The organism is Methylophilus sp. OH31 (assembly GCF_000576615.1).
Classification (GTDB): domain Bacteria; phylum Pseudomonadota; class Gammaproteobacteria; order Burkholderiales; family Methylophilaceae; genus Methylophilus.
Genome location: NZ_BAUS01000012.1, coordinates 247,840 through 273,036, shown reverse-complemented (window position 1 = coordinate 273,036; position 25,197 = coordinate 247,840). Strand labels below are relative to the sequence as shown.

Sequence of the window (25,197 nt, the reverse complement as noted above, 5' to 3'; positions counted from 1 at the left end):
GTTCTTTATATTATGGCTGCTTGGCCTGGCCAGCCAATGCGCGATGCACTTCACTTAAAAAGTTACCGTGATTAAATTCAGACTTTTCGAGAACGGCTAATACATGGCCCTTGAGAATGTGGTGTTCTTCAGGCGCCAGAAATTTTGAGGTGACAATAATGATCGGAATTTTTGCCGTGCGTTTGTCCTGTTTCAACTCTTCGACTACCTCAAAGCCATTGGCTTCGGGCATCATCAAATCGAGGATAATCAGGTCAGGTTTCTGTTGTTTTGCAATTTGAGTGGCCTCATGGCCGCCATAAGCCCGCATCACCGAGTATCGGGCATGCTCAAGGTAAGATGAAATGATTTCTACAGCTTTAGGGTCATCGTCGACAACCAGTACCTTCACGCTTGCTTGATCATTGGCCGGGGATGTAAACCCCAGTTTGCCAAGCGCAGTTTGCAAATCATCGGCAGACACCGGTTTTTGCAATACCTGTGCGGCACCGAGTGATAAGCCTCGATTACTGTCAGCGACAATAGACAGGATAACCACCGGAATATGGGCCAGTTTCTGATTGGCCTTGAGTTTAGCCAAAAATTCCCAGCCATCCATGCCCGGCAGCAAAATATCCAGCGTAATTAAATCGGGCGGTGCAGCATCTGCCAAAATGGCCAGGGCAATTTCGGCCGTGGCCGCGCGCGTCACGCGGCAATGGTCAGACTCCAGTTGCAACCTGATCAAATCGGCGGCACGGTCATCATCCTCCAGGACCAGCACATGCGGTGATTCTTTATTTAATAACTGACTAGCGGTTTCTTTTGCCTGGTTAATGGTATTTGCAGGGGCCAGCAGGTTGACCTTATATTGCAGCCAGACAGTGAACGTACTGCCCTCCCCTGGTGTACTGCTGACTGCGACTGCTCCACCATGCAGTTCTGCCAGTTTGCGCACGAGCGCTAACCCTAGCCCTGTGCCTTCAAAACGCCTAGAAAGCGTGCTTTCCAGTTGAACAAAGGGTTGGAACAGCCGCTCAATGTCCTGCGCCTCAATACCTATCCCGGTATCAGTAATGGATATCTGGATGAACTGTTGCGCGTTACCTATGGACGATATCTGGTGCTGCGGAATATCTTTGATTTGCTCAAGGACGGCTGCGCGTTCAAGCAGGGTCGCTTGCAAGGTAATCTGCCCGCCTTCGGGCGTAAATTTTACGGCATTCGACAACAGGTTATAAATAATCTGTTTCACCTTGCGTGCATCCAGCCACGCATTGCCCAAGTCTTCCGATAAATCTGCTTGCAGTTTGATATGTTGCGTCGCTGCTTTTTCCTTAACAATAGAGAGGCTGTTTTGCAGCAGCACTTGAACATCGGCGATCTCCGGCTCAAGCTCCATGCGGCCTGCTTCAATTTTTGATAGATCCAGTACATCATTAATCAATGACAGCAGGTGTTGCCCGCTTTCAAAAATATCACTGACGTATTCTTTTTGCTTATCGGCCAACGGCCCAACGAAGCCATCCCGCAATATCTCTGAGAAACCGATAATTGCATTGAGTGGTGTGCGTAATTCATGCGACATCGTGGCCAGGAATTCAGATTTCATGCGGTCTGCTTCGAGTAGCTGCTCATTTTTCGAGCCGATTTCTTCGCTGCGCAGGTGCAATTGCTCGGCCAATAACTTGAGATCGCCATATTGCTGAATATTATGCAGCGCGACACCAAGCTGTGCGGACAGGCGCTCAATAAAGGTTTGGTCACGCTCGGTAATAGCCTGGCTGGCGGCAAGCACCAGCACGGCCAGGCGCTTCTCCTGATAAGTGACCGGGCAGATGATGATGCCGGCCGGCTTGATAGACACCAGCCCCGTTTCAATAGTCAGTGATGGCAGCACATCAATATCGCTTAGTATCAGTGTCTGGTTCTTTTGAATAGCCTCACCGATTATGCCATGGCCCAATTTAAACTCATTGAGAATGTCTACCGGGGCCGCATGTGTGCTTTCAAGGCGATAGCATCCACTCCATTCGTCATAGCCATAAATGGCCGAGACCGGCAGCGCATGATTGTTGGCCAGGATATCCAGCATGCCTGACAAAATCTTCGAGCGGTCATAATTGGCATTAAATAACCTTAAGACCTTACTATGCGTTTGGTCATAAGTCGCTGCATGGGTTAGGTCGACTTCAATCTGTTTAAAGTCGCTGACATTGCGTGCAACCATGGATAAATGTGTCGGCACGCCATCACTGTCCTTATGCACCACAATCACCTGCGAGACCGGAATTTCTATGCCAGTACGGGTAATGTATGCCGACTCCCCGCTCCAGACACCAGTACTCAATGCAGCAGGAATCGCCTTGTGCTGGATTAAATCTGCCGCCCATTCTGGCCGCATATGTGCAATGCCCTGAAATGCGATGTCTTCATTCTCACCAATGCCCAGCAGCTTGCGCCCGCCTCTATTCAGGTAAAAATAATCCCCCTGCAGGTTTGCATTGGCGATGAGGTCCGGTGAAGCATCAAGGATATCCGTGAGTCGCCTTTGTTCTGCAGAGGCTTGTTTGCGAATATGGAGATCGCGCTGAATACGCCAGATCAGCAGTGGGAAAAAAATCAAAATGGCGATAGACATCACCGCAAACAGCGTCAGCAGGTCTTTGGCGTGGCTCTGTTCAGATAGTGTGCGGTCGGTAAGCAGGTTCTGTTCTTCAAGTGACATCGCACTAAAGACCCCACGGATTTCAAGCATATCTTCGCGGCGGATATAGTCTTTGCGCAGGATCTCTTTTAGTTTGTCGGCCGAAGTGGTGCGCGCAGTCTCGATAATGTGATTAAAGTAAATAATCCGCTTATCAATCAATTGCCTTAATTGGGTGATTTGCTGCTGCTGGAAGTAGTTATCTTTGGTCAGCACGGCAAGTTCTGTGACATCTTTTTGCAAGTCGGCTAACGCAGCATCGCGGCGTGTAATAGAGCTATCATCAGCCGTGAGCAGAAAGCCTCGCTGTGAAACTTCCAGTTGATTGAAGAGCACCAGGCCTTTATCCAGCTTGGAGATGACTTCGTTGGTGTGGCTGACCCAGCGGTTATTTTCAGCAAAGCGCTGCAGGTAAACCATGCTGGTAATGCCAAGCAACACGAGTAATGCGAAGAAACTGATGAATCCATAAATAATGACGGATTCCAGCGCCCACACTTCTTTTTTTTGCGAACTCATACTGATGAAACCTTGCGACTAAGCATTATGACTCCCTTCTTGTTTTTAACATCAAGGATCAATCAGTTTCGGTACTTGCGCTGCAAGAGCTATTAAATACTAAATTAAGAAAACACGTAAGTATTTTATTTGTATCAATTAAATTGTGTGAGGATGGTAAAGAGCACGCTGTTTATAAACACGCGCTGAATAGCGGTCAGGTGTGTTTTATCATTGAATAAAAAAAAGGGCGCTAAGCGCCCTTTTTTGCTTACCAAATAAGTGGAAACTTATTTAGCTTTACGACGGCTTACCAAGCCCATCAAGCCTAAGCCAGCCAGCATCAAAGCATATGAATCAGCTTCTGGTACTGGAGTCAGCGGGTTGATGTTGAAGCTAACGTTGAAGTCGCCGCCCAAAGAACCAGACAGTTTGCCGGTAGCAGTCAGGAAATAAGTACCAGCTGCCAGGCTAGTCAATGTGGTCACAGCTTCGCCGTTCGCATCGTAAAAACCATAGTTCATAAATGTCACGTCATACTGTGCATTGTTGCCTGTGGTGATTTCTGTGATGCTGTATGAAAAATCAGACACTTGAGTCAGGTTGATTTCATAAATATCTTCAAAGTATGGGCCTCTGGTATTCAAGGCGCCAGTATTTTTAGTGAAATCTGCATCAGCGATCAGGCGAATAAAATCCAGACTTTGGCTGGTTGTGTAAGCGCCAAAGTCTTGCGCTTGTGCTGCAGACATAGATGCAATGCCGAATACGCCAGCAACTGCCATTTTTTTCAGGGTTTGAAACATTACGACTTCTCCAAGGATTAATGCTAACTAAAAAACTATACTCATTATTTGTGACAACCATTAGATACACAATAGTACTAACGGGCTACTCCACGGCTTATTTTTATAATCATAAAACTGCAATTTTAAAATCGCAGCTATTCTAACTGTTTACGCGATATTCTGTAAACCTAACAATATGTTTTTCAAGAAAAAAATGCCATTTTTAGCCATTAAGAAAATGCATAGCAATCAATCTAATTGATTGGAATTTTAAAAAAGGATTAATGCTTTGACGGTAATTTAAATGTCAAAATACGGTCGCCTTGTTTAAACCCAAACAGAGAGTTACCGCCACTCACTACCGCAATATATTGTTCGCCATTGATTTGATAGGTGATTGGTGGTGCATTGACGCCATATTCAGATGAAAATTGCCATAGTGATTGGCCAGTTTGACTATCATAGGCCGCAAACTTTCCATCGCCCTCCCCGCAAAATAATAAACCGCCCGCTGTGGCTAGCACGCCGCCTACCAATGGCTGGCTGGTTTTGTGCTGCCAGGCAATCTGCCCGGATTTAAGGTCAATGGCACTTAATAAACCCCAGCGCGCATCATCTGTTGGCTCGCTGGCGGCGTAGCGGATAGGCTTCTCGCCCGCGTTGACTTCGGTTTCATGCACGCTGTATTTGATCGGGCTGTGCATGGCCGCGACATACACCTTTTGTTGATGCTCATCAACGCTGACGGGTGACCAGTTCGCACCACCCAGTATGCCCGGGTAGACAATGGTGCCTGCAGGGCTCGGCTTTTTAAATAGATTATGTTGTGGCACAAATGGCACCGATTTAGCCAGGAACTGTCCATTGGTGCGGTCATGAATATAGAACCAGCCCGTTTTACTGGCCTGGCCGACGGCGGCGATGATTTTTCCCTGGTGGTTGTAATTAAACAATACCGGCGGGCTCGCCAAATCATATCCCCATAAGTCATGTGGCACTTGCTGGTAGTGCCATTTGTATTTGCCGGTTGCTGTATCCAGTGCGACCAGGGAAACGGTGTAAAGATTGTCGCCAGGCCGGGAAACATCATTCATTTGTGGTGAAGGGTTACCCGTGCCAAAATACAGGGTATGGCTGGCGGTATCAATGGCTGGCGTGCTCCACGCTGAGCCGCCACCAAAGCGCGCAGCGTCCGGATAGTCTTTCAGGGCGGCTTGTTCTGCCGCAATATCACGATCGAATTGACTGCCATCAGCCGTTTTTGTTGCAAAGTGCCCTTCCCAGCCTTGCTTGGGAATCGTGTCGAATTGCCATACCTGATGACCGTCATTGGCATCAAACGCCGCCAGAAAACCTGGGCGGCCATAGCGCCCGGTGACGCCGATTACCGCGCCCAAGGGCGCATCACTGCGCGGGTTGTCGATATGCAGGCCGTAACCGACGCCGGTAATACCAATGATGACTTTATGCTGATAAACCACTGGTGCCATGGCGATGCCAACGCCAGTGCCGCCGGTGACTTTGCGTGTTTTATTCGGGTCAGTGCCGCTTAAGGCATCCTGGTGTTCGGTATTCACCTGATTGGCTGCCACATCAATATCCCACAATTTTTGCCCGCTCTGGGCATCAAGCGCGATCAGCCTGGCATCTACCGTGCCGATAAACACCTTGCCTTCTGCCACTGCGACACCGCGATTGGCCGGGCCGCAGCACATTTGCCAGTCTGCTTTGTGTGCGTGCGTGTATTTCCATAATTGCTTGCCGCTGGCAGCGTCCAGGGCTATCACATGATTAAACGGCAGGCTGACATACATGATGCCATTCACGACGATAGGCGTGGCTTGAAATGTCGCTTTCACCCCTGTTTCTACAGACCATGCCGCTTGTAACTGGGCAACATTGTGCTGATTGATCTGCGACAACGCTGAAAAACGCTGCGATGACATATTCAAGCCATAACTAGGCCAGTCAACATGATCTTTGCTCTGGGCAACAGGTTTTGTGTGGTGTGTGCATGCCAATAACAGGCATGAAAAGCCAATCGTGGCATAACGGAAAATACGTTTTTGTGGCGCAGTTTTCATATAAGATGTCCTGAACTATACAGGTTAGTATACATCTAAACGCGAGCCTGTTGCCAAGAGCAAAACGTTAAAAAAATATTTAAAGGATGAAACTAAATATGGCAAAGAATAGACCTATACTATAGAAATTAATTTGCACACTAATAATAATCATGACAATTAAATCCGCGAAAACATCGATTGCACTCACGCTTGCTGAAAAAGGATCGTTGCCTGATGCATTGATTCGCAAAGGCATCAGAATGCTTTGTAAAACCAGGCTGCAAGAAATTGCTGACGGCGATTGTGCGCATACGCAAGCCAGCCTGATTGCGTTTATTGAGCAGATGCAGTTAGCAGATATCGCCCCACTCCCTGAAAAAGCAAATGCACAGCATTATGAAATTCCAGCCGCTTTTTATCAGTATTGTTTAGGCATGAACCGCAAATACAGTAGCTGCTTTTGGCTGCCGGATACGCATACCCTTGATGAAGCGGAACACCTGTCACTCGCGCAAACCTGTGCGCACGCTTGCCTGGGCGGTCCTTTGAAAATACTGGAGCTCGGTTGTGGTTGGGGCTCTCTGACGTTATGGATGGCCAGCCATTATCCTAACGCGCAGATTACGGCAGTCTCCAATTCGGCGTCGCAACGTGAATATATATTGCAGCAAGCACAAGCCCGTGGATTATCCAATATTCATATCATCACAGCAGACATGAATGTATTTGATACTGACCAGACCTTTGATCGTGTGGTGTCTGTCGAAATGTTCGAGCACATGCGTAATTACCAGGTGCTCTATGCCAAAGTCGCACGTTGGCTCAAGCCTGATGGGTTGTTCTTTAAACATATCTTTGTACATCGCACCGCGGCTTATCCCTTTGACGTCAAAGCCGAAGATGACTGGATGAGCCAGTATTTTTTTAGTGGCGGCATGATGCCAAGCGATGACTTGCCACTTTACTTTCAGGATGACCTCAAAATCATCAATAAATGGCGGTGGAGTGGCACGCATTATGAAAAAACAGCTAATGCCTGGCTGGCGAACATGGATCAGCACCATGATGCACTGACCCCCGTTTTGCAGTCAATTTATGGTGATGCGGATGCCGAGATCTGGCGTCAACGCTGGCGCATTTTCTTTATGGCATGTGCCGAATTGTTTGGCTACAACCAGGGACAAACCTGGTGGGTCAGTCATTACTTGTTCTCGAAAAGATAATGCCAAAGATACAACATGGCTTCTAACAAGTGGGTTGTATTTAATTTTGTGAGCTTCCAGCTATGGTGGTGGGCTTGCATATTATCTGCAAAGCCTGGTTTAGGTTGGGCGGTCTTGCTGTTAGTGATTGCGGCCTGCTGTGTGCATTTGCAATGGATAGAAAGCTGGCGGCATGCCTTGCCCCTGCTGATCACAACCTTGTTAGGCTGCATATTGGACCAAATTGCTTACACGCTAGGTTGGTTAAGCTTTAAGCACCATCACACATGGCCAGCATTTATCCCGCTGTGGATGATTGCGTTATGGCTGGCCTTTTCCATGACGCTCAATGTCAGTATGCGTTGGTTACAAGGCAGAATAATACTGGCGGCCATATTGGGGGGGATGTTTGGTCCTTTGGCTTACCTTGGTGCACAGCAATTAAAGGTCATCGATTTGCCATCCTCTTCATGGAGCCTGCTTTGGGTGACGGTCGAATGGGCGGTAGTCATGCCCTTGCTGCTCTGGATACGTCGCAGATTTAATGAAACATTATCGACAGGGCCTACATGATTTACCAGTATGCATTGATTGTCATTGTGGTGTTCGCCCTCAGCGGCTGGTTACTGAGTTTTGCCACGCATCATTACAGCCATGTAGACAGCATGTGGAGCTTGTTTATGGCCATCACCGCCTATACCAGCGCCCTGTTTGCCCTTGATTTATCGTCACGCGCAGTATTGGCCCTTGTGGCGGTGACGCTATGGGCGCTTCGTCTCAGTATTTTCCTTACCTGGCGTAACTGGGGAGCAGAAGACCATCGCTATCAGACAATACGCCAAAATAACGAACCACACTTTTGGTTTAAGAGCCTCTATATCATTTTTGCCTTTCAGGCCTTATTGGCCTGGGTGATCTCTTATCCACTTTATGCCGCAGTGATTAGCCAGACGGCATTAAACCGGTTTGATCTGGCGGGAGCCCTGTTATTTTTGCTCGGCTTTTACTGGGAAGTCGTCGCTGATTGGCAACTGATGCAATTTCGTCGCCAGCCAGACAACCAGGGGGCCGTGTTGCAAACCGGGCTCTGGCGCTATAGTCGCCATCCTAACTATTTTGGGGAATGCCTGATCTGGTGGGGTTTTGGCCTGCTTGGCGTTGCCAGTGGCCATCCTTGGAGCTGGTTATCTCCAGTCATCATGACGTTTTTGCTACTGAAAGTCAGTGGTGTCAGCCTGATGGAGAAAACCATATACAGCCGTCGCCCAGGCTATGCAGACTATGTCCGCAATACCAATACGTTTATTCCTGGGCTGCCTAAAAAGGATAGCCCGGATGCATAAAACGCTCGGTATTGTGCCGCTCACGGCGTGGATGCTGGCAATGCCAAGTGCCGAGGCAAAAGAGTGGTCTTTTGATGTTTGGCTCGACAAACAGAAAATTGGCACGCATATCTTCTCTCTTGACCAGAACCACTTGCAAAGCCGGGCTCGTTTTAAAGTCAAAGTGTTGTTTATTAACGCCTACCGCTACCAACACCAGGCTGACGAAACCTGGCAGGGCCAATGCCTGAGTCAATTGACCGCGCATACTGAAGAGAACAAAGAGATTACTGATGTCAGAGGCCAGCAGCAAGATGATCAATTTGTGATTGAGCAAAAGGCCGGCAAGCAGTTGCTGCCTGCTTGTGTCATGACTTTTGCATACTGGAATCCAGAGATACTCAAGCAAACCCGTTTGCTCAACCCGCAAAATGCCGAATACCTGGATGTAACGGTCACCGATGAAGGCCGGCAGACCATACAAGTAAAAGGGCAAAATATTGTGGCACAGCAATACCGTTTAAATGGCAAATATCAGGGCAAGGAAAAATTGAAGATCACTGTATGGTATGACGAGCAACAGGATTGGGTGGCCCTGGAATCCATCACGCCTGAGGGTTATAAAATCACATATAAACTTATTTAATCAATATGTTAAAAATTTTATTTAAAGTGATTTGTATGATGAGTGTGTTTGGATTGACGGCATGCCAGAATTTGCCACCCATCAAGACCGTGCAACATGTGGACCTAGCACGTTTTATGGGCGATTGGTATGTCATTGCAGCGATACCAACATTCATTGAACGCGACCCTTACAATCCGATTGAGCAGTATCGCCAGCATGCAGATGGTTCAATTGCCACAACGTTTACCTTTAACAAGGGTGGCTTTGACGGACCGCTCAAAAGCTATCATCCAACGGGCTATGTGCTACCCGGGAGCGGTAATGCAGAGTGGCGTATGCAATTTGTCTGGCCATTTAAATCTGAATACCTGATTGCTTATTTGAGTGAGGATTACCAGCACACGGTGATTGCCAGAAACAAGCGCGATTATGTCTGGCTGATGTCACGTCAACCACGTATCGATCCAAAAACCTATGGCGAGCTGGTCGCCAAGATCAAAGCCATGGGCTATGACACCAGCAAATTACAGGTTTTTCCACATCAAAAATAAAAAATAGCGGATGCATTAGTTTTGCGAGAGGGTGTGACATGCAACATAGATTTTCAGGCTTGCTATGGCGGCTGGTTGGCTGGTTAGATAATCACCGCTACCAACCGCCAAAAACAGCCAGTGCCGAGAGCATTGACTGGTGGCGCGTGCTGCCTTTTGTCGCCCTGCATCTTGCCTTGGTGGCATTGTTCTGGGTCGGCTGGAGCCCTTTTGCGGTGATATTTGCCATCCTGATGTATGTGGTGCGCATGTTTGCCATTACCGGCTTTTACCATCGTTATTTTGCCCACAAGACTTTTCAGACTTCACGCATCGCGCAATTTATATTCGCATTGATCGGCGCTACTGCAGTTCAACGTGGGCCATTATGGTGGGCTGCGCATCATCGTTGCCATCACATGCATGCCGACCAGCCGCTAGATGTGCATTCGCCGCACCAGCATGGCTTGCTATGGAGTCACTTAGGATGGTTTTTAAGTCACGCCAACTTTAAAACGCAGCTTGATCGGGTGCGTGAGCTTAGCCGCTATCGTGAACTTTGCTGGCTGGATCGCTTTGATAGCCTGATCCCGATTGCTTTTGCTGCCATTATTTACAGCCTTGGCGCGTTATTGCAAGCGCGTGCCCCAGTCTTGCAGACCAGCGGCTGGCAGTTAATTGTCTGGGGCTTTGTGGTGTCTACCATTGCCCTTTACCATGCCACTTTCTGTGTCAACTCACTGGCGCACGTCTGGGGCAGCCGTCGTTATGCGACACGTGACCACAGCCGCAATAATTTACTCATCGCCATTTTGACCCTGGGTGAAGGCTGGCACAATAACCACCACCACTTCCCGGGATCAGCCAAGCAGGGGTTTTACTGGTGGGAAATTGACCTGACCTACTACGGGCTCAAATTACTCGCTGCCCTGGGCATTATCTGGCAACTCAAGCAGGTTCCGCTAGAGATTCGGGCGCAGCATGCTAGCAAAGAGGACCGTGCATGAAGGTCGCCATCATTGGTGGCGGCATTGCTGGCAATACCCTCGCCTACTCGCTGCACAAACAACACCAGATCACCCTGTTTGAAGCCAATGATTACCTGGGCGGCCATACCCATACGCATCAGATCGACATCGCTGGTGACAGTCATGCGGTGGATACCGGATTTATCGTATTTAACGATAAATCCTATCCCGAGTTTGAGCGCCTGTTGCGTGAAACGGGGGTCGCCTGGCGAGACAGCGAAATGAGCTTTAGTGTGCGTAACGAAGTCAGCGGCCTGGAATATAACGGAACTTCACTCAACAGCCTGTTTGCCCAACGACGTAACCTGTTGTCTCCGCGTTTCTATCGTATGGTCAAAGACATTTTACGTTTTAACAAACAATCACTGGCTTTGCTGGCCCCAGGCAACGAAATACGCCTGGGTGACTATTTGCATCAGCATGGCTACTCCGCGCAATTTATCCGCGACTACATTATTCCCATGGGGGCAGCGATCTGGTCTACGGATGCAGAGCAGATGCTGCAATTCCCGGCACGCTTTTTTGTGCGTTTTTTCCACCATCATGGCATGCTCAGCATAGACCAGCGCCCGCAATGGCGAACCATCGTCGGTGGTTCAGCGCGCTATCTCGAAGCCTTGTCTTCAGGTTATCAGCATCGTATTCAGCTTACATCCCCTGTCAGTGCCGTGAAACGTCATACGCAAGGGGTCACTGTGATCACAAAAAACGGGCAATCCCAGTCGTTTGATTATGTGTTTTTTGCCTGTCATAGTGATGAAGCCTTACAGATACTAGGCACTGAAGCCACTGATAAAGAGCGTGACGTGCTCGGCGCCATCCCTTATCAGGACAACACGGTTTTCCTGCATACGGATGCCAGGCTGATGCCAAAGCGAAAGCTGGCATGGGCAGCGTGGAACTATCATGTGACAGCGACGCCGGTGGGTAAAGTACAAGTGACTTATAACATGAACATCTTGCAGGGTATCCGCTCCGCCGAGCCTTTACTGGTCACGCTGAATTACACAGAGGCCATTGATCCGGCAAAAGTGATCAAAAAGTTGCATTACCGTCATCCTTTATACACGCTGGCAGGCGCCAGGGCACAAAGTAGGCATGCCGAGATCAGCGGACCTCAACGCACAGCTTACGCCGGTGCTTATTGGCGCAACGGCTTTCATGAAGATGGCGTCGTCAGCGCATTAAGCGCGATTGAACACTTTAAAGCGGCGACGACATGACCGAAGTCCGTACACCTGCTTTACATAGTGCGATTTATACCGGATGGGTCAGTCATCAGCGATTGCAACCCAAATTACATGGCTTTCGCTACCAGCTGTTTATGCTGTATATCGATCTTGAAGAGCTGCCGACCCTATTCAAAAGCACCCGTCTATGGTCTTACCTGACACCCAATCTGGCGTATTTCAGTCGCAAGGATTACCTGGGCTCGCCTGATAAACCGCTGGCGATTTGTGTGCGTGACCTGGTCGAGCAAGAGACCGGGCAGCGGCCGCTGGGCCGCATCGGGCTGCTGACACATTGTCGCTACTGGGGTGTTTGCTTTAACCCGGTCAGTTTTTATTATTGCCATAACAGCGAAGGTGAATTACAAGCCATCGTCAGCCATATTACCAATACGCCATGGAAGGAGCGCTTTGCCTATGTGCATGCGGTGCAGCAAGGCGCGCCCCTGTTGTTCCAGTTTAAAAAAAACTTTCATGTCTCGCCTTTTATGCCTATGCAGATTGACTACCAATGGCAATTTTCGATACCTGGTGAGGCGCTCAGTGTGCATATGCAAAACTGGCAGCAGGATCAGGCCATGTTCTTCGCTACCTTGAAAATGCAGCGCCAGCCTTGGCAGGCCAGCGCGCTGAACCGCATGTTACTCAGCTATCCCTGGATGACATTGAAAGTGATCTGGGGCATTTATTGGCAAGCACTGCGCTTATGGTTTAAAAAAATACCGTTTTATCCACACCCAGACCAGCGTACTCAACGCGGAGATTGATCATGACCACAGCCCCCTCCCCCCTTGCAGTATCCGCCGATACTTTAACCAAGCCATTAAAGTCCAAAAGTCGCGCAAAATGGGTAGCGCAGCTGGCAAAGTCGCAAGTACTTAAGCGATTGGCTGGCTTGGCAATGGGTCAGTTAACTTTGATTGACGGTGATGAGCGCCATGTGTTCGGCCAAGCGAATACAGGTGGTCTACAGGCGACGATTACCGTGCATGATGCTCGCTTTTACGGTGAAATTGCCTTTGGCGGCAGCATCGGGGCCGGAGAAGCTTATATGCTCGGCTATTGGCAGGCAGACACATTAAGCAATGTTATTCGCCTGATGGTACTTAACCAGTCTGTGATGGATACCCTGGAGGGCGGCTATCAGTGGTTGACCAAGCCTGTGTTGAAAGTCTTTCACTGGTTAAACAGTAATAGCGAAGCTGGCAGCCAAAAAAACATCGCGGCCCACTATGATTTAGGTAACGACTTGTTCAAGTTATTCCTAGACCCCACCATGATGTATTCGTCGGCCATGTTTGACGGTGATATCACCGACTTGCAAGCCGCTTCAGAGCGAAAATTACAAGTGATTTGTGATAAGTTGCAGCTTTCTCCTGCTGATCACGTTGTTGAGATTGGGACTGGCTGGGGTGGTTTTGCCATTTATGCGGCTAAACATTACGGCTGCCAGGTGACGACCACCACTATTTCCCAACAGCAGTACCTGCTGGCGCAAGCGAGGGTGCGTGAAGAAGGTCTGCAAGAGCAGATCACAGTGCTGAAGCAGGATTACCGCCACTTGCAAGGCCAGTTTGATAAGCTCGTGTCCATTGAAATGATAGAAGCCGTTGGTCATCAGTATTACGATACCTATTTCAACAAAGTGAGCCATCTGCTCAAAGCTGACGGTGCTGCGCTGATTCAGGCGATTACCATTGCCGACCAGCGCTATGCCAGTGCTATCCGTTCGGTTGATTTTATTCAACGCTATATATTCCCGGGGTCTAACATTCCTTCCAATACGGCCATGCTTACCAGCATAACGCGGGCGAGTGATTTACGGCTGGTGGATTTGCAAGACATAGGTTTGCATTACGCCACGACTTTACGCTTATGGCGCGAAAATTTTTTCGCGCAAATCGACGCCGTTCGGCAATTAGGCTATAGCGACACGTTTATCCGCATGTGGGACTTTTACCTGAGCTATTGCGAAGGGGGCTTTGCCGAATGTGCCTTGGGGGATGTGCATCTGTTACTGGCCAAACCTGGCTACCGGGCCGCCAAGCGGGTTTAATGGGCCCGTGCGGCGTGATACACTTGCCAGCCTATGAGTACGCATGCAGTTTTAGAGTGGCGCGACGGCTTGCCCTACTCTACACAATTCGATGATGTTTATTTTTCAGTCAACCCAGATCATCCACAGCATGGGCTGGCTGAAACGCGCCATGTCTTTCTGCAGCACAACCAGTTAGAGGCAAGATGGCAGCAACTGCCGACTGACTGCCCCAGCCATTTTGTGATTATTGAAACCGGTTTTGGCAGCGGCCTCAATTTTCTGGCTACTCTGCAATTGTGGCGTGACACTGCGCCTGCCAACGCGCACTTGCATTTTTTCAGCATAGAAATCGCCCCGTTTACCCTGCAAGACTTGCAGATGGCACATGCACATTTCCCTGAACTGGCCGATATCAGCCAGGCTTTATGCCAACAATATCATTTATTGCAACCTGGGATTAATCAGCTGGAGCTGCCAGCATTCTCCACCAGTTTGACCTTGTGTATTGGTGACAGCGAGCAGATGTTGCCGCAACTGCAATTACAGGTGGATGCCTGGTTTCTGGATGGATTCGCGCCAGCCAAAAATCCACAAATGTGGCAGCCTTATCTATTTGAATGTATGGCCAGATGTGCGCATGCCGGGACAACATTTGCCACGTTTACCAGCGCCGGGCTGGTTAAGCGCGGTTTGCAGACGGTTGGGTTCCAGGTTGAAAAAGCACGTGGGTTTGGCAAAAAACGTGAAATGTTATGCGGCGTATGGCCGCTATCTGAGCAATGCCCCTCTTCTACTTCGTTGCCTAAAGTGGCAATCATTGGTGCCGGTATTGCGGGTTGCAGTAGCGCCTGGCATCTGGCCAGCTTAGGCTGCGAGGTACATGTGTTTGAACGTGCAGATCAACTTGCCAGTGGCGCCTCCGGCAATCCCAGGGGCATGCTCTACCCACGGTTGAATGCTGAAAAACCGCAAAACGATCAATTGGCGTGGCGTAGTTATAGTTTTAGCCTGCGTCACTATGCCAGCCTGAATTTGGGTGAGGATGGCTTTCAAAGCTGTGGTTTGTTACAACTGGGCAGCAATCCTCGCGAGCATAAACGGGTACAGAAAGTGGCCAGCCGATATGCGCATTTAGGCATGCTACAACAGCTGGATGCAACACAGGCCAGTGCACAGGCCGGGGTTAACCTGGCGCATGAGTGCCTGTATTTTGCAGCTGGCGCCTGGGTCAATCCGACCGCAGCATGTGCACGCATGATAGCCCATCCCAATATCACGCTATATCTTCAGCAAGATATTTGCCAATTGACCTCCCAAAAGTCTGGCTGGCAGCTAGCCAACCAGGCAGGAACAATTAATGATTATTTTGATGCCGTGATTGTCTGTAATGCCGCAGAAGCCGCCAGCTTATTGCCAGAAAGCGGCATGTGGCTAAATCCGGTGCGTGGCCAGATGGGTATGATTGCCGGGCAGGCGTCTATGCAATCGCTCAAGGTGATTTTATGCGGGGACGGTTACCTGACACCGCTTTCTCAAGGCCAGCATGCCATGGGGGCTACTTTTGCACCAGGTGATAGTAGTACAGAGCTTCGCGAACAGGATAATCTGAGCAACCTCGATATGGTGAGCAAGTTAAGTCCGCAATTCGATCATGCAAGCAGCGCGGAAGTGACTTTTGCGCGCGCATCGTCCAGGTGTGGTTCTCCGGATTATTTGCCTTATGTCGGGCCTGTGCTGGCGGCAACAACGTTTAATGCTCAAAGTACGCCGATCACCGAGTTTACAGCGCTACCAGCGCCACAAGGCCTATATGTGCATGTTGCGCATGGCAGCAAAGGTTTGATGACCGCGCCTTATTGTGCAGCCATACTGGCCAGACGCTTGTTAAGCGACTTTGGCACCAGATTGCCACAATTGACCGAAGACAGCTTCTGGCACGGTTTGCATCCGCAGCGTCATTTGTTTAAGCAGCTGGGTTGGAAGTCTTTGCTTAATCCTTTTACTGGGCAGACGTCAGCATGAGTGCGAGTATTCAACAGTTAAAACAGCAGTTAGCGCGCACGCCGCAAGACCCTGAGTTGCATTATGAATTGGGGCGGCATTATCTGGCACTCAAGCAAGCTGAAGATGCTGAGCAGGCTTTTCTTCAGGCGCTAAGGTGGGCGCCAGATCATCCACAAATATTGATGCAACTCGGCAATGTGGCCAGTTTGCGCGGAGATGAGTCAGTCGCCTCACATTATTTCAGGCAATCGTTAGCGCAAGATGCGCAACAGGCCGATGTGCATTTCAACCTGGCCAATAGCTTGCGCAAACTGGGAGAGCCTGCGCTGGCGATTCAGCATTACCAGCAGTCGCTCGCGCTGGCGCCTGGCGATGCAGAGTGTCACAACAATCTGGGCAATGCCTACCGTGAACAAGGCCAGTTAGATTTGGCCGTGTCTGCCTATGCACAGGCCATTAAACTTGATCCGCAGCTACTGCATGCCAAAGTACACTGGATTCATCAAAAACAGCATATGGCCGACTGGCAAGGTCTGGATGCCGCCATTGCCGAAGTGCGCGCTGCGTTAGCACAATCCCCACAGGCGCAGATCCCGCCATTTGCATTTTTGGCGATGCCGGGCACCACAGCGGCTGAGCAACTGGCGTGTGCAAGCAACTGGGCACAACTGCATTATGGCCATATACAGCCGTTAGCCGCCACACAACAGTCTAGCCAGCCAGAAAATCAGCAGCGCATTAAAATTGCCTACCTTTCTTCTGATTTCCGTCGTCACCCCTTGGCGTATTTGGTCACAGACGTGATTGCAGCGCACGATCATCAGCAATTCGAAGTGTTTTTATATAGCAACAGCAAAGACGATCACTCAAGCGAACGCCTAGCCTTGTTTGCCGCCGCCAATCATTGGATAGACATCACCAGCACGCCTGATGTGGCAGTCGCCGCACATATGCAACGCATGGGGATTGATGTGCTGGTAGATTTAACCGGCTATACGCAAAATAGCCGTAGCGGCATTGCCGCCTACCGCCCTGCCCGCACCCACATTAACTGGCTGGGTTATCCCGGTAGTATGGGAATGGTCAATGGTCAGCCGCTGTTTGACGCCATGATTGTGGATGGCACATTAAATGACGTGGTTTTGGCCGAACAGCCTGTAGTGTTGCCATGCTACCAGGCAAACAATGCACAACGCCCCATGGCTGAGGCTGACACGCGCAAAGCGCATGGCCTGCCTGAGCAGGGGTTTGTATTTTGTTGCCTGAACCAGAGTTTTAAAATCACGCCTGATGTGTTTGCCAGTTGGATGCGCATTTTGCAGCAAGTGCCAGGCAGCGTATTGTGGCTATTGCATTGCAATCAATGGGCCACGCAGCATCTGCAACAACAGGCGCAAGCAGCTGGCATTGCCGCCGATCGCTTGATTTTTGCGCCACGCACCAGCATTGCGCAACATATTGCCAGGCAACAGCATGCCGATCTGATGCTGGATACGGCACCCTATAACGCGCACACCACCGCCAGTGATGCTTTATGGCAAGGGATTCCCCTGCTCGCGGTGGCCAGTGATACCTTCCCGGCACGGGTCAGTGCCAGTTTACTCAAGCATATCGGGCTGGATGAATGCATCTGCGCCGATTGGACGGCGCTTGAACAGCGCGCTATCACTTTGGCGCATGATGCAAGCGCACTGGCATTGCTCAAGTCCAAAGTGAAAAGCCAGGCCGGTGTGCTGTTTGAGCCGCACACATTCTGCCTGCAATTGGAGCAGGCTTATCGGCAATTGCTGTCTCGTGCTTAGTCAGACTCGCCAACGCTGACCGACAAGATGCCTGCGGCAATAATGCAACAGCCGCCTATCATTTCCATCACCGACATGGTTTCCTGCGCCAGAAAATAAGCGGCAATCGCGGCCACAATCAACTCGGACATAAACAACACTGACGCCTGGATAGCGGGTATTTTGGTCACGCCATATTGCACCAGCAAAGTCGCTGAAACCAGCAATAAGGCAATCACCAAGAAAGTGATGGTCACATAGGAGGTGAAGGTTGATGCCGTGATAAACGCCATGCCAGCGATGCCGGATTGCCAAAGTAATACCGCGAATGACAAGCCAAAGACACCCAGCCATACCAGCATGCCTTTGGCGGCAATCGTCAAATGCGTAGAAAAGCGGGTCATGACATTGGTTAAAGAAAAGCCTATACCGGCAGAGAGCGCCAGCCAGTCCGAGGTGGATTGCGGCCATGGCCACATCCATTCACCATTGGTCAGCATTAACACTGCGCCTAATAACGATAATGAAATGGCCAGCAGTTGCGGTTTATGCCATGGCTCATGCAGCCAGACTCTCGCCAGTAACAAGGTCCATAGCGGCGACAGGTAGAACAGCAGCATCACGCGCATGACTTCACCATCAATAATCGCCAATACATAAGCCAGGTTGGTCCAGCCCGCGATCAGGCTCAGCCAATAGGCCGAGGTAGGGACGTGCAGTATGCAGTTGAATCGCCGCCAAAACAGCATGCCACCTATCAGCAACGCCAGGCTATAACTCAATAAACTGGATTGCACGCCAGACAAGCCGATATCGTTGAGCAAGCGGTAGGGATACCAGATGACGCCCCAGCATAATGCGCCATAGATCAATGCCGCTGAGGCCGTATATTTTTGCCCGGAAGCTTTTTGTTTATGTGACAGGCTCACTTATAATACACACCTATGAATCCAAATTTAAACCTACTTCAGCCCTATCCGTTTCAACGCTTGCGCGATCTGTTTCAAGGCCTGACGCCTAACCCGGCGTTTAGTCCTGTCAACTTGTCGATTGGTGAGCCTAAACACGCCACGCCGAGTATCATTAGTGACGCACTCGCCAGTAATCTGGGGGGATTGGCCAGCTATCCTACCACAATAGGCATACCAGCCTTGCGTGAAGCGATTAATCAGTGGCTGCAGCGTCGCTACAACATTCCCGCCCTCAATATCGATAAAGCGATTTTGCCGGTGAATGGCAGCCGCGAGGCCCTGTTTGCCTTTGCACAGGCAGTCATTGATACCAGTGTTGCACAGCAGCCAGTGGTAATTTCACCCAACCCGTTTTACCAGATTTATGAAGGTGCGGCCTTTTTAGCCGGTGCGCAGCCCTACTTTATCAACACCACGCCAGACAATGACTTTGTCATGGACCTGACACAAGTACCGGTCGATATCCTCAAGCGTACCCAATTGGTGTTTGTATGTAGCCCAGGTAACCCATCCGGTAAGGTCATGGATATTCAGGCCTGGAAAACCCTGTTTGAGCTGTCCGACCAATACGGTTTTGTGATTGCGTCAGATGAGTGTTATTCAGAGATCTATTTTGATGAGAATAATCCACCGGTTGGCGCATTGCAGGCAGCACATCAGCTAGGTCGCGATTTTAGCAGTGTCGTCATGTTCAGCTCACTCTCCAAACGCTCGAATGTGCCTGGCATGCGTTCTGGCTTTGTCGCAGGCGATGCAGATATCGTTGAGAAATTTGCCTTGTATCGCACCTACCACGGCTGCGCCATGAGCCCGGCAGTGCAAGCTGCCAGTGTAGTGGCCTGGAATGACGAAGCACATGTGATCCATAACCGTGCGTTATACAGCGAGAAATTCAGTGCAGTGACACCACTGCTGCAACAAGTCTGGCCACACACGCAGTTGCCAGATGCGGCATTTTATTTATGGATTAATACACAAAAAGATGACACCGTTGTTGCCAGGCAGTTGTATCAGGAGTTGAATATTACGGTGTTGCCAGGCTCTTTTCTGGCGCGTGAAGCGCATGGCCTAAACCCCGGCAAAGGCTTTATTCGTATGGCGCTGGTGGCGTCGACTGAAGAAACGATTGCCGCCGCCCAAAGAATAAAGGACTACCTCAAGTAATGAACATGCATTAAAACAAAAAAGCCGGTTGCAAATGCAAACCGGCTTTTTTATGACAAGCAAAAATTAAGCAAATTTTCTGCGAGCAATCAAACCAATGATACCCAAACCAACCAGCATCAGTGCATTAGACTCTGGTTCTGGCACTGGCACTGTTTCGTGTGCAGTAAACGTCAGTTTATTTGACAAGGTAACATTCAATGCACCAGGATTAAATTTAAACTGGTAGTCATTGCCCGCCGCAATATCAATAAATGTGAAGGTTGTTGTCGAGTCGAAGGCCAGCGTTGGGATGTGGTAGGATGTGATTAAAGTATTTGAAGAGTTATACAGGCTGAAAGTAGAGCCAATACCGATACCCAGCAAAGCTTTAAAGTCTACAGTGACAGTAGAGTCAGAGCTCAGGTCAAATAAATACACATCGGGCAACCAAACAGCACCAATTTGCAACAAAGATTGTTCAGACACCGGGCCAGCATTCAAGTCACCCAGATCAGTCACGTTTGTGGTCGCAAACGCCTGATGTGAGAAACTGATGGCAGAGATTAATGCCATAGATCCCAATACATTAGATACTTTCATACCTACTCCTCAATTAAAAAACAAGAAAACTTTTAATTAAGCAGAATGTGATTTACGCAAAGAGACCAGACCCATCATGGTCAGGCCAACCAGCATCAACAAGCCCAGATCTGGCTCAGGTACTGGGGTAGTCACATTAAAGCTCAAGAAATATTGTCCGCCGCTAAAACCATCAGCCGTGCCAGAGACACGTAATTGGTAAGCACCGGGCGTCAGAATAGATGGCGTTGTTATTAAGTTGTTGTCAATATCGTACAGGCCATAGGTAAAAGTGCTATCTACAATATTGTAGGCAGCCTCAGGCATTTCAGTAATAAAGTAAGAAAGTGAGGCTGGTACTTGAAGGTCAAGATCAAACACATCATTAAATTCGAATGCGCCAATCACACCTGCATCACGGTTAACAACACCCAGCAGATCTGTGGTGCCATAACTCAAAGTCACATTGGTCGCTTGCGCATAGCCAGTGAAGGCAATCATTGCCGCGGTGACAATTGATAATTTTTTCAGCCAATGCATGAACATGGTAATTCTCCTCAGTACAGTTAATTATTAGCCATCTTATTATTTAATACGGCTATTTTATATAGCCCATATTGGCCAATTACTTCATTTTTATTTATTTGTTGTTTATCTTTTTGTTTATTTCTAAGCAAAAAGCAGACCAGCGCAAGTGAAATCGTTTAACAGGCTGATTTTATTAGTATTTTTACGATTGTAACAATAAGCCAACTAGGATGGATGCATGAATTGCACCACTTTTCAGAACGAAATGTTTGTAATGCACCATTTCAATGCGTCTATTTTACTCGCGTCTTGGGGAAAGTAGCAAAGAAATTTGTCAGAAATATGACAGCATCATGAATGCTTTACAGGGGTAGGCATTCATTCTTGGATGTTTAAACATCCAAGAATGAAAGTTACTGGACTATTGTTTTTGCTCCCATTGCCATGCATGCGTCACAATGGTGTCCAGCGCAGTATAGGTCGGTTGCCACGCCAATATGCTTCTGGCACGCTTGGCATCAGCCACCAGTCTGGCTGGATCCCCTTCACGTCTTGGGCCGTTAATCACCGTGACCTGTTTGCCTGATACCTTCTGCACGGCATCAATTACTTCTTGCACCGAAAAACCTGAACCATTTCCCAGATTAAAGCGGTCGCTAGCACCGCCTTTATTTAAGTATTCCAATGCTGCCAAGTGCGCAGCGCATAAATCCACAATATGGATATAGTCGCGAATGCAGGTACCATCGGGGGTGTCGTAATCACGGCCAAATACCTGGATATTTTCGCGCCGACCGGAAGCTGCCTGCAGAATTAAAGGAATCAAGTGGGTTTCCGGATCATGACGCTCCCCCAATTGCCCCTCAGGGTCGGCCCCAGCCGCATTAAAGTAACGCAAGCATACCGAGCGCAGATCAAATGCTTTCTCATAGTCGGCCAGCACTTGTTCTATCATCCACTTTGACCGCCCATAAGGATTCAATGGGCGATTAGGATGTGCTTCATCAATAGGCACGTAATCTGGCTCGCCAAATACTGCCGCAGTCGATGAGAAAATGAATTTCTTCACTTCAAATTGCAACATGGCATCTAGCAGGTTCAGCGTATTGGTCACATTGTTACGGTAGTAGATATCTGGCTTGCGCACGGACTCACCTACCTGGATATAAGAGGCAAAATGCATAACCGCCTCTGGCTGATGCTGCTTAAATACTTGGGCCAGGCATGCTGGGTCTGCCAAATCACCCTCAACAAAGGTGCCACCTAGCACCGCATCGCGGTGACCACTGGACAAATTATCCAGTGTGATCACCTCGTGGCCGGCGCCCAGCAACATTTTGACCATATGTGAGCCAATATAACCTGCCCCACCTACTACTAGAACTCGCATTGTTGAATCCTTTCAGATGCTGCTATTTAATAAACTGTTTAAAAAATCTCAAGTTAGCCTAGAGTGTTTTTACTTGCTTTCTTTGAATGCAATATATAAAAATTGGATGATATCTACTGAATATCTTTTCAATAGTCTTTTGGGCTCCTGGCACAACCTGAATAGCCACTCCAAGCGTAGCTTTTGTATTACGATGGGTGCGCGAATCTTATTGCCTGACCAAAAATCGAAGAGTGCGCCAACGCCGAAAATGTAAGAAGCATTGAGTTGGCTCTGATTTGTCAAAATCCACTTCTCTTGCATTGGATTACCCATCGCAACAAGTAGAATATCTGTACCTGCGGTATTAATCGTGCCCACAATTTCATCATTGTCTTGATGGTCAAAATAGCCGTCTCTCACACCTACAACTTGGTGCCGTGGAAAACGTAAAGCAATATATTCTTTTGCTTTCAAAACTACTTCTGGTTTGGCGCCAAGCAGGAAAATATTTAACTGTTCAGGATGATGTGATAAGAAAAAAGGCGAAAAGTCCGTACCATTTAAATTATCGCTAAATGTTTTTCCATGTACGAGTTTGGACGCTATATTTAAGGCAATACCGTCATTGGCAATTAATACATTTTCAATATCAGGGGTTGATGCCTGAAATAGCGCACGACAGTTGACAATGAAGTTGCTATTAGCAAATAGTAATATCGTTTTTTTTGATTGCTGTCGACGCTGCTGCAATATTTTAAGTAAATGCTCTGAGGTCGTGCTTAGAATTGAAACGCCAGCGATATTAATTAAATCAGTTGAGGTTTCTGCCTCACGATGAGAATGAGTCATGAATTACTTTCGGGCAGTTGGTCAGTGTTAGATGGCATTCGGCCACCACCCCATTGGCATTATTTAATAGTTTTAAAGTGTATTTTTGCGATTCTACACCAGAAAATATTCAGTTTCGTCAGAAGACTATCATTTAAAATAGCACCATAAAATGTATTTTTCGTTAAAAAACTGCGGGGTGGAAAAAATGCCGCATTATGTTGTATGCTTGTGCTAGTTAGTCTGCTTTGTACTCTGCAGATGTTCAGCTAGATTGGTTATACAGCAATGATAAAAAACATCTCCGAAATTCCCTCCGATACACAGCTTGAAGCTGATGTTTGCATTATAGGTTCTGGTGCTGCTGGGCTAGCTGTAGCACTTTCACTTGCTGGCCGTGGGCTCAAGATTATTTTACTAGAATCTGGTACAGAAGTATTTTCTAAAAAAACGCAGAAACTATATGCCGGTGAATTGACTGATGAAAAGCTACACAGCCCGCCTGATAAATACCGACATCGACGCTTCGGAGGTTCCACCGCTATTTGGGGCGGGCGTTGCATGCCATTTGACCCTATTGATTTTAAGCAACGTGATTACATCCCGCAAAGTGGCTGGCCTATCACCCATGCCGATTTGGCGCCCTACTTTCCTGTTGCCAATAGATTACTTGAGGCCGGTGAGTATGCTTACGATGCAGACACAGTATTTGGCATAAACAAGCCTATGTTTCAAGGCTTCGCCAGTGATATCTTAATGACCAATAACATGGAGCGATTTTCATGTCCAACCAACGTCGGTAGTCGCTATCGTCAACGATTGTCACTGGCAGATGATATTCAAGTAATCTTGGGGGCAAACTGTACTGGCATTAGACTCAATACTACTGCCGACCACGTTGATCATCTGGATGTCGCTAGTCTGGATGGTAAAAAAATGGCAGTTAAAGCCAAACAAATAGTAGTAGCAACAGGAGGCATTGAGGTTGCTCGACTGCTATTAGCATCAAATGATATTTGCAAAACTGGCATAGGTAACCAGCAAGATCTGGTGGGGCGCTATTATCAGTGCCATATTGCAGGCAATCTAGGCAAACTAACTATTTTAGGGCCTACATCAAATGTGAGGCATGGCTATGAGGTCTCTGCTGAAGGTATTTATTGTCGACGACGGCTTTCTCTTACCGAGGAAACTCAACAAAAAATAAAAGCAGGCAACATGGTTGCCAGGTTGCACTTCCCCAAAATCGTTGACCCCTCACATAAGGTTGGTGTTTTATCAGGACTGTTCCTAGCTAAAAATTTTATTAGTTACGAATATGGAAAGCGTCTCAAAGATGGCCAGGCATCTTTGAGTACATACTTAAAGCATTTTTCTAATATCATTTTAGATCCCATTGATACATTTAGGTTTCTGTATCACTGGCTGACTAAGCGGACATTAGCAAAGCGCAAATTCCCCTCTGTCATTCTAAGTAATAAAAGTAACCAGTTCACTTTAGAAATTCATAGTGAGCAGTACCCAAACCCTGATAGTCGCATCACTTTAATTGATGAATGCGACGCACTTGGAATGCCGCGCGTGAAGGTTGATTGGCGATATTTACCTGCTGATATTGAGTCTGTACGTCGCTCATTGGATGTATTTGTTGAGGAGTTCAGGAAAAGTGGCGTCGGTAACTTTGAATTCGATGCCTCAAAATTGGAAGAAGATTTGACTCGATTCGGTGCCTACGGCGGTCATCATATTGGCACTGCCAGAATGGGCAAAGATCCAGAAACTTCAGTGGTGGATGCTAACTGTAAGGTGCATCATGTAGATAATCTTTATATCGCCAGTTCAGCAGTTTTCCCGACCAGTGGCCAGGCCAACCCAACACTTACAATTGCTGCACTTAGCCTGCGGCTGGCAGATCATCTCGCGCAAAAAATGCAGGCGCCCTGTCAATCAAAGCACGTGGTTATTTGAGGTAA

21 protein-coding genes are annotated in these 25,197 nt (G+C 48.4%); 13 read left to right on the top strand and 8 right to left on the bottom strand.

Going from position 1 to position 25,197, the window contains the following annotated elements; translation table 11 throughout:
• Positions 1–10: 10 nt before the first annotated feature.
• The 3 genes from OH31_RS14145 to OH31_RS14130 form a co-directional block, all read right to left on the bottom strand.
• On the bottom strand, positions 11–3,205 hold the full coding sequence (locus OH31_RS14145; protein WP_024931245.1) for a response regulator: 3,195 nt from the start codon (positions 3,203–3,205) through the stop codon (positions 11–13).
• 269 nt (positions 3,206–3,474) lie between these two features.
• Positions 3,475–3,990, bottom strand: a complete 516-nt coding sequence (locus OH31_RS14135; RefSeq protein ID WP_024931244.1) for an FxDxF family PEP-CTERM protein — start codon at positions 3,988–3,990, stop codon at positions 3,475–3,477.
• Between the two features lie 263 nt (positions 3,991–4,253).
• Positions 4,254–6,056, bottom strand: a complete 1,803-nt coding sequence (locus OH31_RS14130) for a PQQ-binding-like beta-propeller repeat protein (protein WP_024931243.1) — start codon at positions 6,054–6,056, stop codon at positions 4,254–4,256.
• A 152-nt stretch (positions 6,057–6,208) separates the two neighbouring features.
• Here OH31_RS14130 and OH31_RS14125 point away from each other — a divergent pair, with 152 nt between their 5' ends.
• Genes OH31_RS14125 through OH31_RS14075 form a run of 11 tightly spaced genes read left to right on the top strand, consistent with a single transcriptional unit; the run spans position 6,209 to position 17,821 of the window.
• Complete coding sequence (locus OH31_RS14125) at positions 6,209–7,261, top strand: cyclopropane-fatty-acyl-phospholipid synthase family protein (RefSeq protein ID WP_024931242.1); 1,053 nt, start codon at positions 6,209–6,211, stop codon at positions 7,259–7,261.
• 15 nt (positions 7,262–7,276) lie between these two features.
• A complete protein-coding gene (locus OH31_RS14120) occupies positions 7,277–7,813 on the top strand; it encodes a DUF2878 domain-containing protein (RefSeq protein ID WP_024931241.1) in 537 nt (178 codons plus the stop codon).
• Complete coding sequence (locus tag OH31_RS14115) at positions 7,810–8,583, top strand: DUF1295 domain-containing protein (RefSeq protein WP_036299368.1); 774 nt, start codon at positions 7,810–7,812, stop codon at positions 8,581–8,583. The genes OH31_RS14120 and OH31_RS14115 overlap by 4 nt, the downstream gene beginning before the upstream one ends.
• Positions 8,576–9,208 carry a DUF6134 family protein gene (locus OH31_RS14110; RefSeq protein WP_024931239.1) on the top strand — a complete coding sequence of 211 codons (633 nt, stop codon included), beginning with the start codon at positions 8,576–8,578 and terminating at the stop codon, positions 9,206–9,208. The genes OH31_RS14115 and OH31_RS14110 overlap by 8 nt, the downstream gene beginning before the upstream one ends.
• A 35-nt stretch (positions 9,209–9,243) precedes the next feature.
• Positions 9,244–9,741 carry a lipocalin family protein gene (locus tag OH31_RS14105; protein WP_201768576.1) on the top strand — a complete coding sequence of 166 codons (498 nt, stop codon included), beginning with the start codon at positions 9,244–9,246 and terminating at the stop codon, positions 9,739–9,741.
• A gap of 38 nt (positions 9,742–9,779) precedes the next feature.
• Positions 9,780–10,727 carry an acyl-CoA desaturase gene (locus OH31_RS14100; protein WP_024931237.1) on the top strand — a complete coding sequence of 316 codons (948 nt, stop codon included), beginning with the start codon at positions 9,780–9,782 and terminating at the stop codon, positions 10,725–10,727.
• Positions 10,724–11,971: an NAD(P)/FAD-dependent oxidoreductase gene (locus OH31_RS14095; protein ID WP_024931236.1), complete on the top strand. Its 1,248-nt coding sequence runs from the start codon at positions 10,724–10,726 to the stop codon at positions 11,969–11,971. The genes OH31_RS14100 and OH31_RS14095 overlap by 4 nt, the downstream gene beginning before the upstream one ends.
• Positions 11,968–12,744 (top strand): DUF1365 domain-containing protein, encoded by a 777-nt coding sequence (locus tag OH31_RS14090; protein WP_024931235.1) that lies wholly within the window; start codon positions 11,968–11,970, stop codon positions 12,742–12,744. Before OH31_RS14095 ends, OH31_RS14090 begins: the two co-directional genes overlap by 4 nt.
• A gap of 2 nt (positions 12,745–12,746) precedes the next feature.
• Positions 12,747–14,033 (top strand): cyclopropane-fatty-acyl-phospholipid synthase family protein, encoded by a 1,287-nt coding sequence (locus OH31_RS14085; RefSeq protein WP_024931234.1) that lies wholly within the window; start codon positions 12,747–12,749, stop codon positions 14,031–14,033.
• A gap of 33 nt (positions 14,034–14,066) precedes the next feature.
• Positions 14,067–16,037 (top strand): bifunctional tRNA (5-methylaminomethyl-2-thiouridine)(34)-methyltransferase MnmD/FAD-dependent 5-carboxymethylaminomethyl-2-thiouridine(34) oxidoreductase MnmC, encoded by a 1,971-nt coding sequence (gene mnmC, locus OH31_RS14080; RefSeq protein ID WP_024931233.1) that lies wholly within the window; start codon positions 14,067–14,069, stop codon positions 16,035–16,037.
• Positions 16,034–17,821: a tetratricopeptide repeat protein gene (locus tag OH31_RS14075; RefSeq protein WP_024931232.1), complete on the top strand. Its 1,788-nt coding sequence runs from the start codon at positions 16,034–16,036 to the stop codon at positions 17,819–17,821. The genes mnmC and OH31_RS14075 overlap by 4 nt, the downstream gene beginning before the upstream one ends.
• Here OH31_RS14075 and OH31_RS14070 read toward each other — a convergent pair.
• Positions 17,818–18,729, bottom strand: a complete 912-nt coding sequence (locus OH31_RS14070) for a DMT family transporter (RefSeq protein ID WP_024931231.1) — start codon at positions 18,727–18,729, stop codon at positions 17,818–17,820. The two genes, OH31_RS14075 and OH31_RS14070, sit on opposite strands and share 4 nt — an antisense overlap.
• 15 nt (positions 18,730–18,744) lie before the next feature.
• Here OH31_RS14070 and dapC point away from each other — a divergent pair, with 15 nt between their 5' ends.
• Complete coding sequence (gene dapC / locus OH31_RS14065; RefSeq protein WP_024931230.1) at positions 18,745–19,935, top strand: succinyldiaminopimelate transaminase; 1,191 nt, start codon at positions 18,745–18,747, stop codon at positions 19,933–19,935.
• Between the two features lie 66 nt (positions 19,936–20,001).
• On the opposite strand, the gene OH31_RS14060 is transcribed toward dapC, so the two are convergent.
• From OH31_RS14060 to OH31_RS14040, 4 genes are all read right to left on the bottom strand, one after another.
• Positions 20,002–20,517 (bottom strand): PEP-CTERM sorting domain-containing protein, encoded by a 516-nt coding sequence (locus tag OH31_RS14060; RefSeq protein ID WP_024931229.1) that lies wholly within the window; start codon positions 20,515–20,517, stop codon positions 20,002–20,004.
• A 36-nt stretch (positions 20,518–20,553) separates the two neighbouring features.
• Positions 20,554–21,042 (bottom strand): hypothetical protein, encoded by a 489-nt coding sequence (locus tag OH31_RS14055; RefSeq protein ID WP_024931228.1) that lies wholly within the window; start codon positions 21,040–21,042, stop codon positions 20,554–20,556.
• Between the two features lie 403 nt (positions 21,043–21,445).
• Positions 21,446–22,414, bottom strand: coding sequence for a UDP-glucose 4-epimerase GalE (gene galE / locus OH31_RS14045; protein WP_024931227.1), 969 nt, complete (start codon positions 22,412–22,414; stop codon positions 21,446–21,448).
• A gap of 69 nt (positions 22,415–22,483) precedes the next feature.
• Positions 22,484–23,245: a WecB/TagA/CpsF family glycosyltransferase gene (locus OH31_RS14040; protein ID WP_019882374.1), complete on the bottom strand. Its 762-nt coding sequence runs from the start codon at positions 23,243–23,245 to the stop codon at positions 22,484–22,486.
• Positions 23,246–23,512: 267 nt separating this feature from the next.
• Here OH31_RS14040 and OH31_RS14035 point away from each other — a divergent pair, with 267 nt between their 5' ends.
• Entirely contained in the window at positions 23,513–25,192 is a 1,680-nt protein-coding gene (locus tag OH31_RS14035) for an FAD-dependent oxidoreductase (protein ID WP_024931226.1), read from the top strand.
• Positions 25,193–25,197 lie beyond the last annotated feature (5 nt).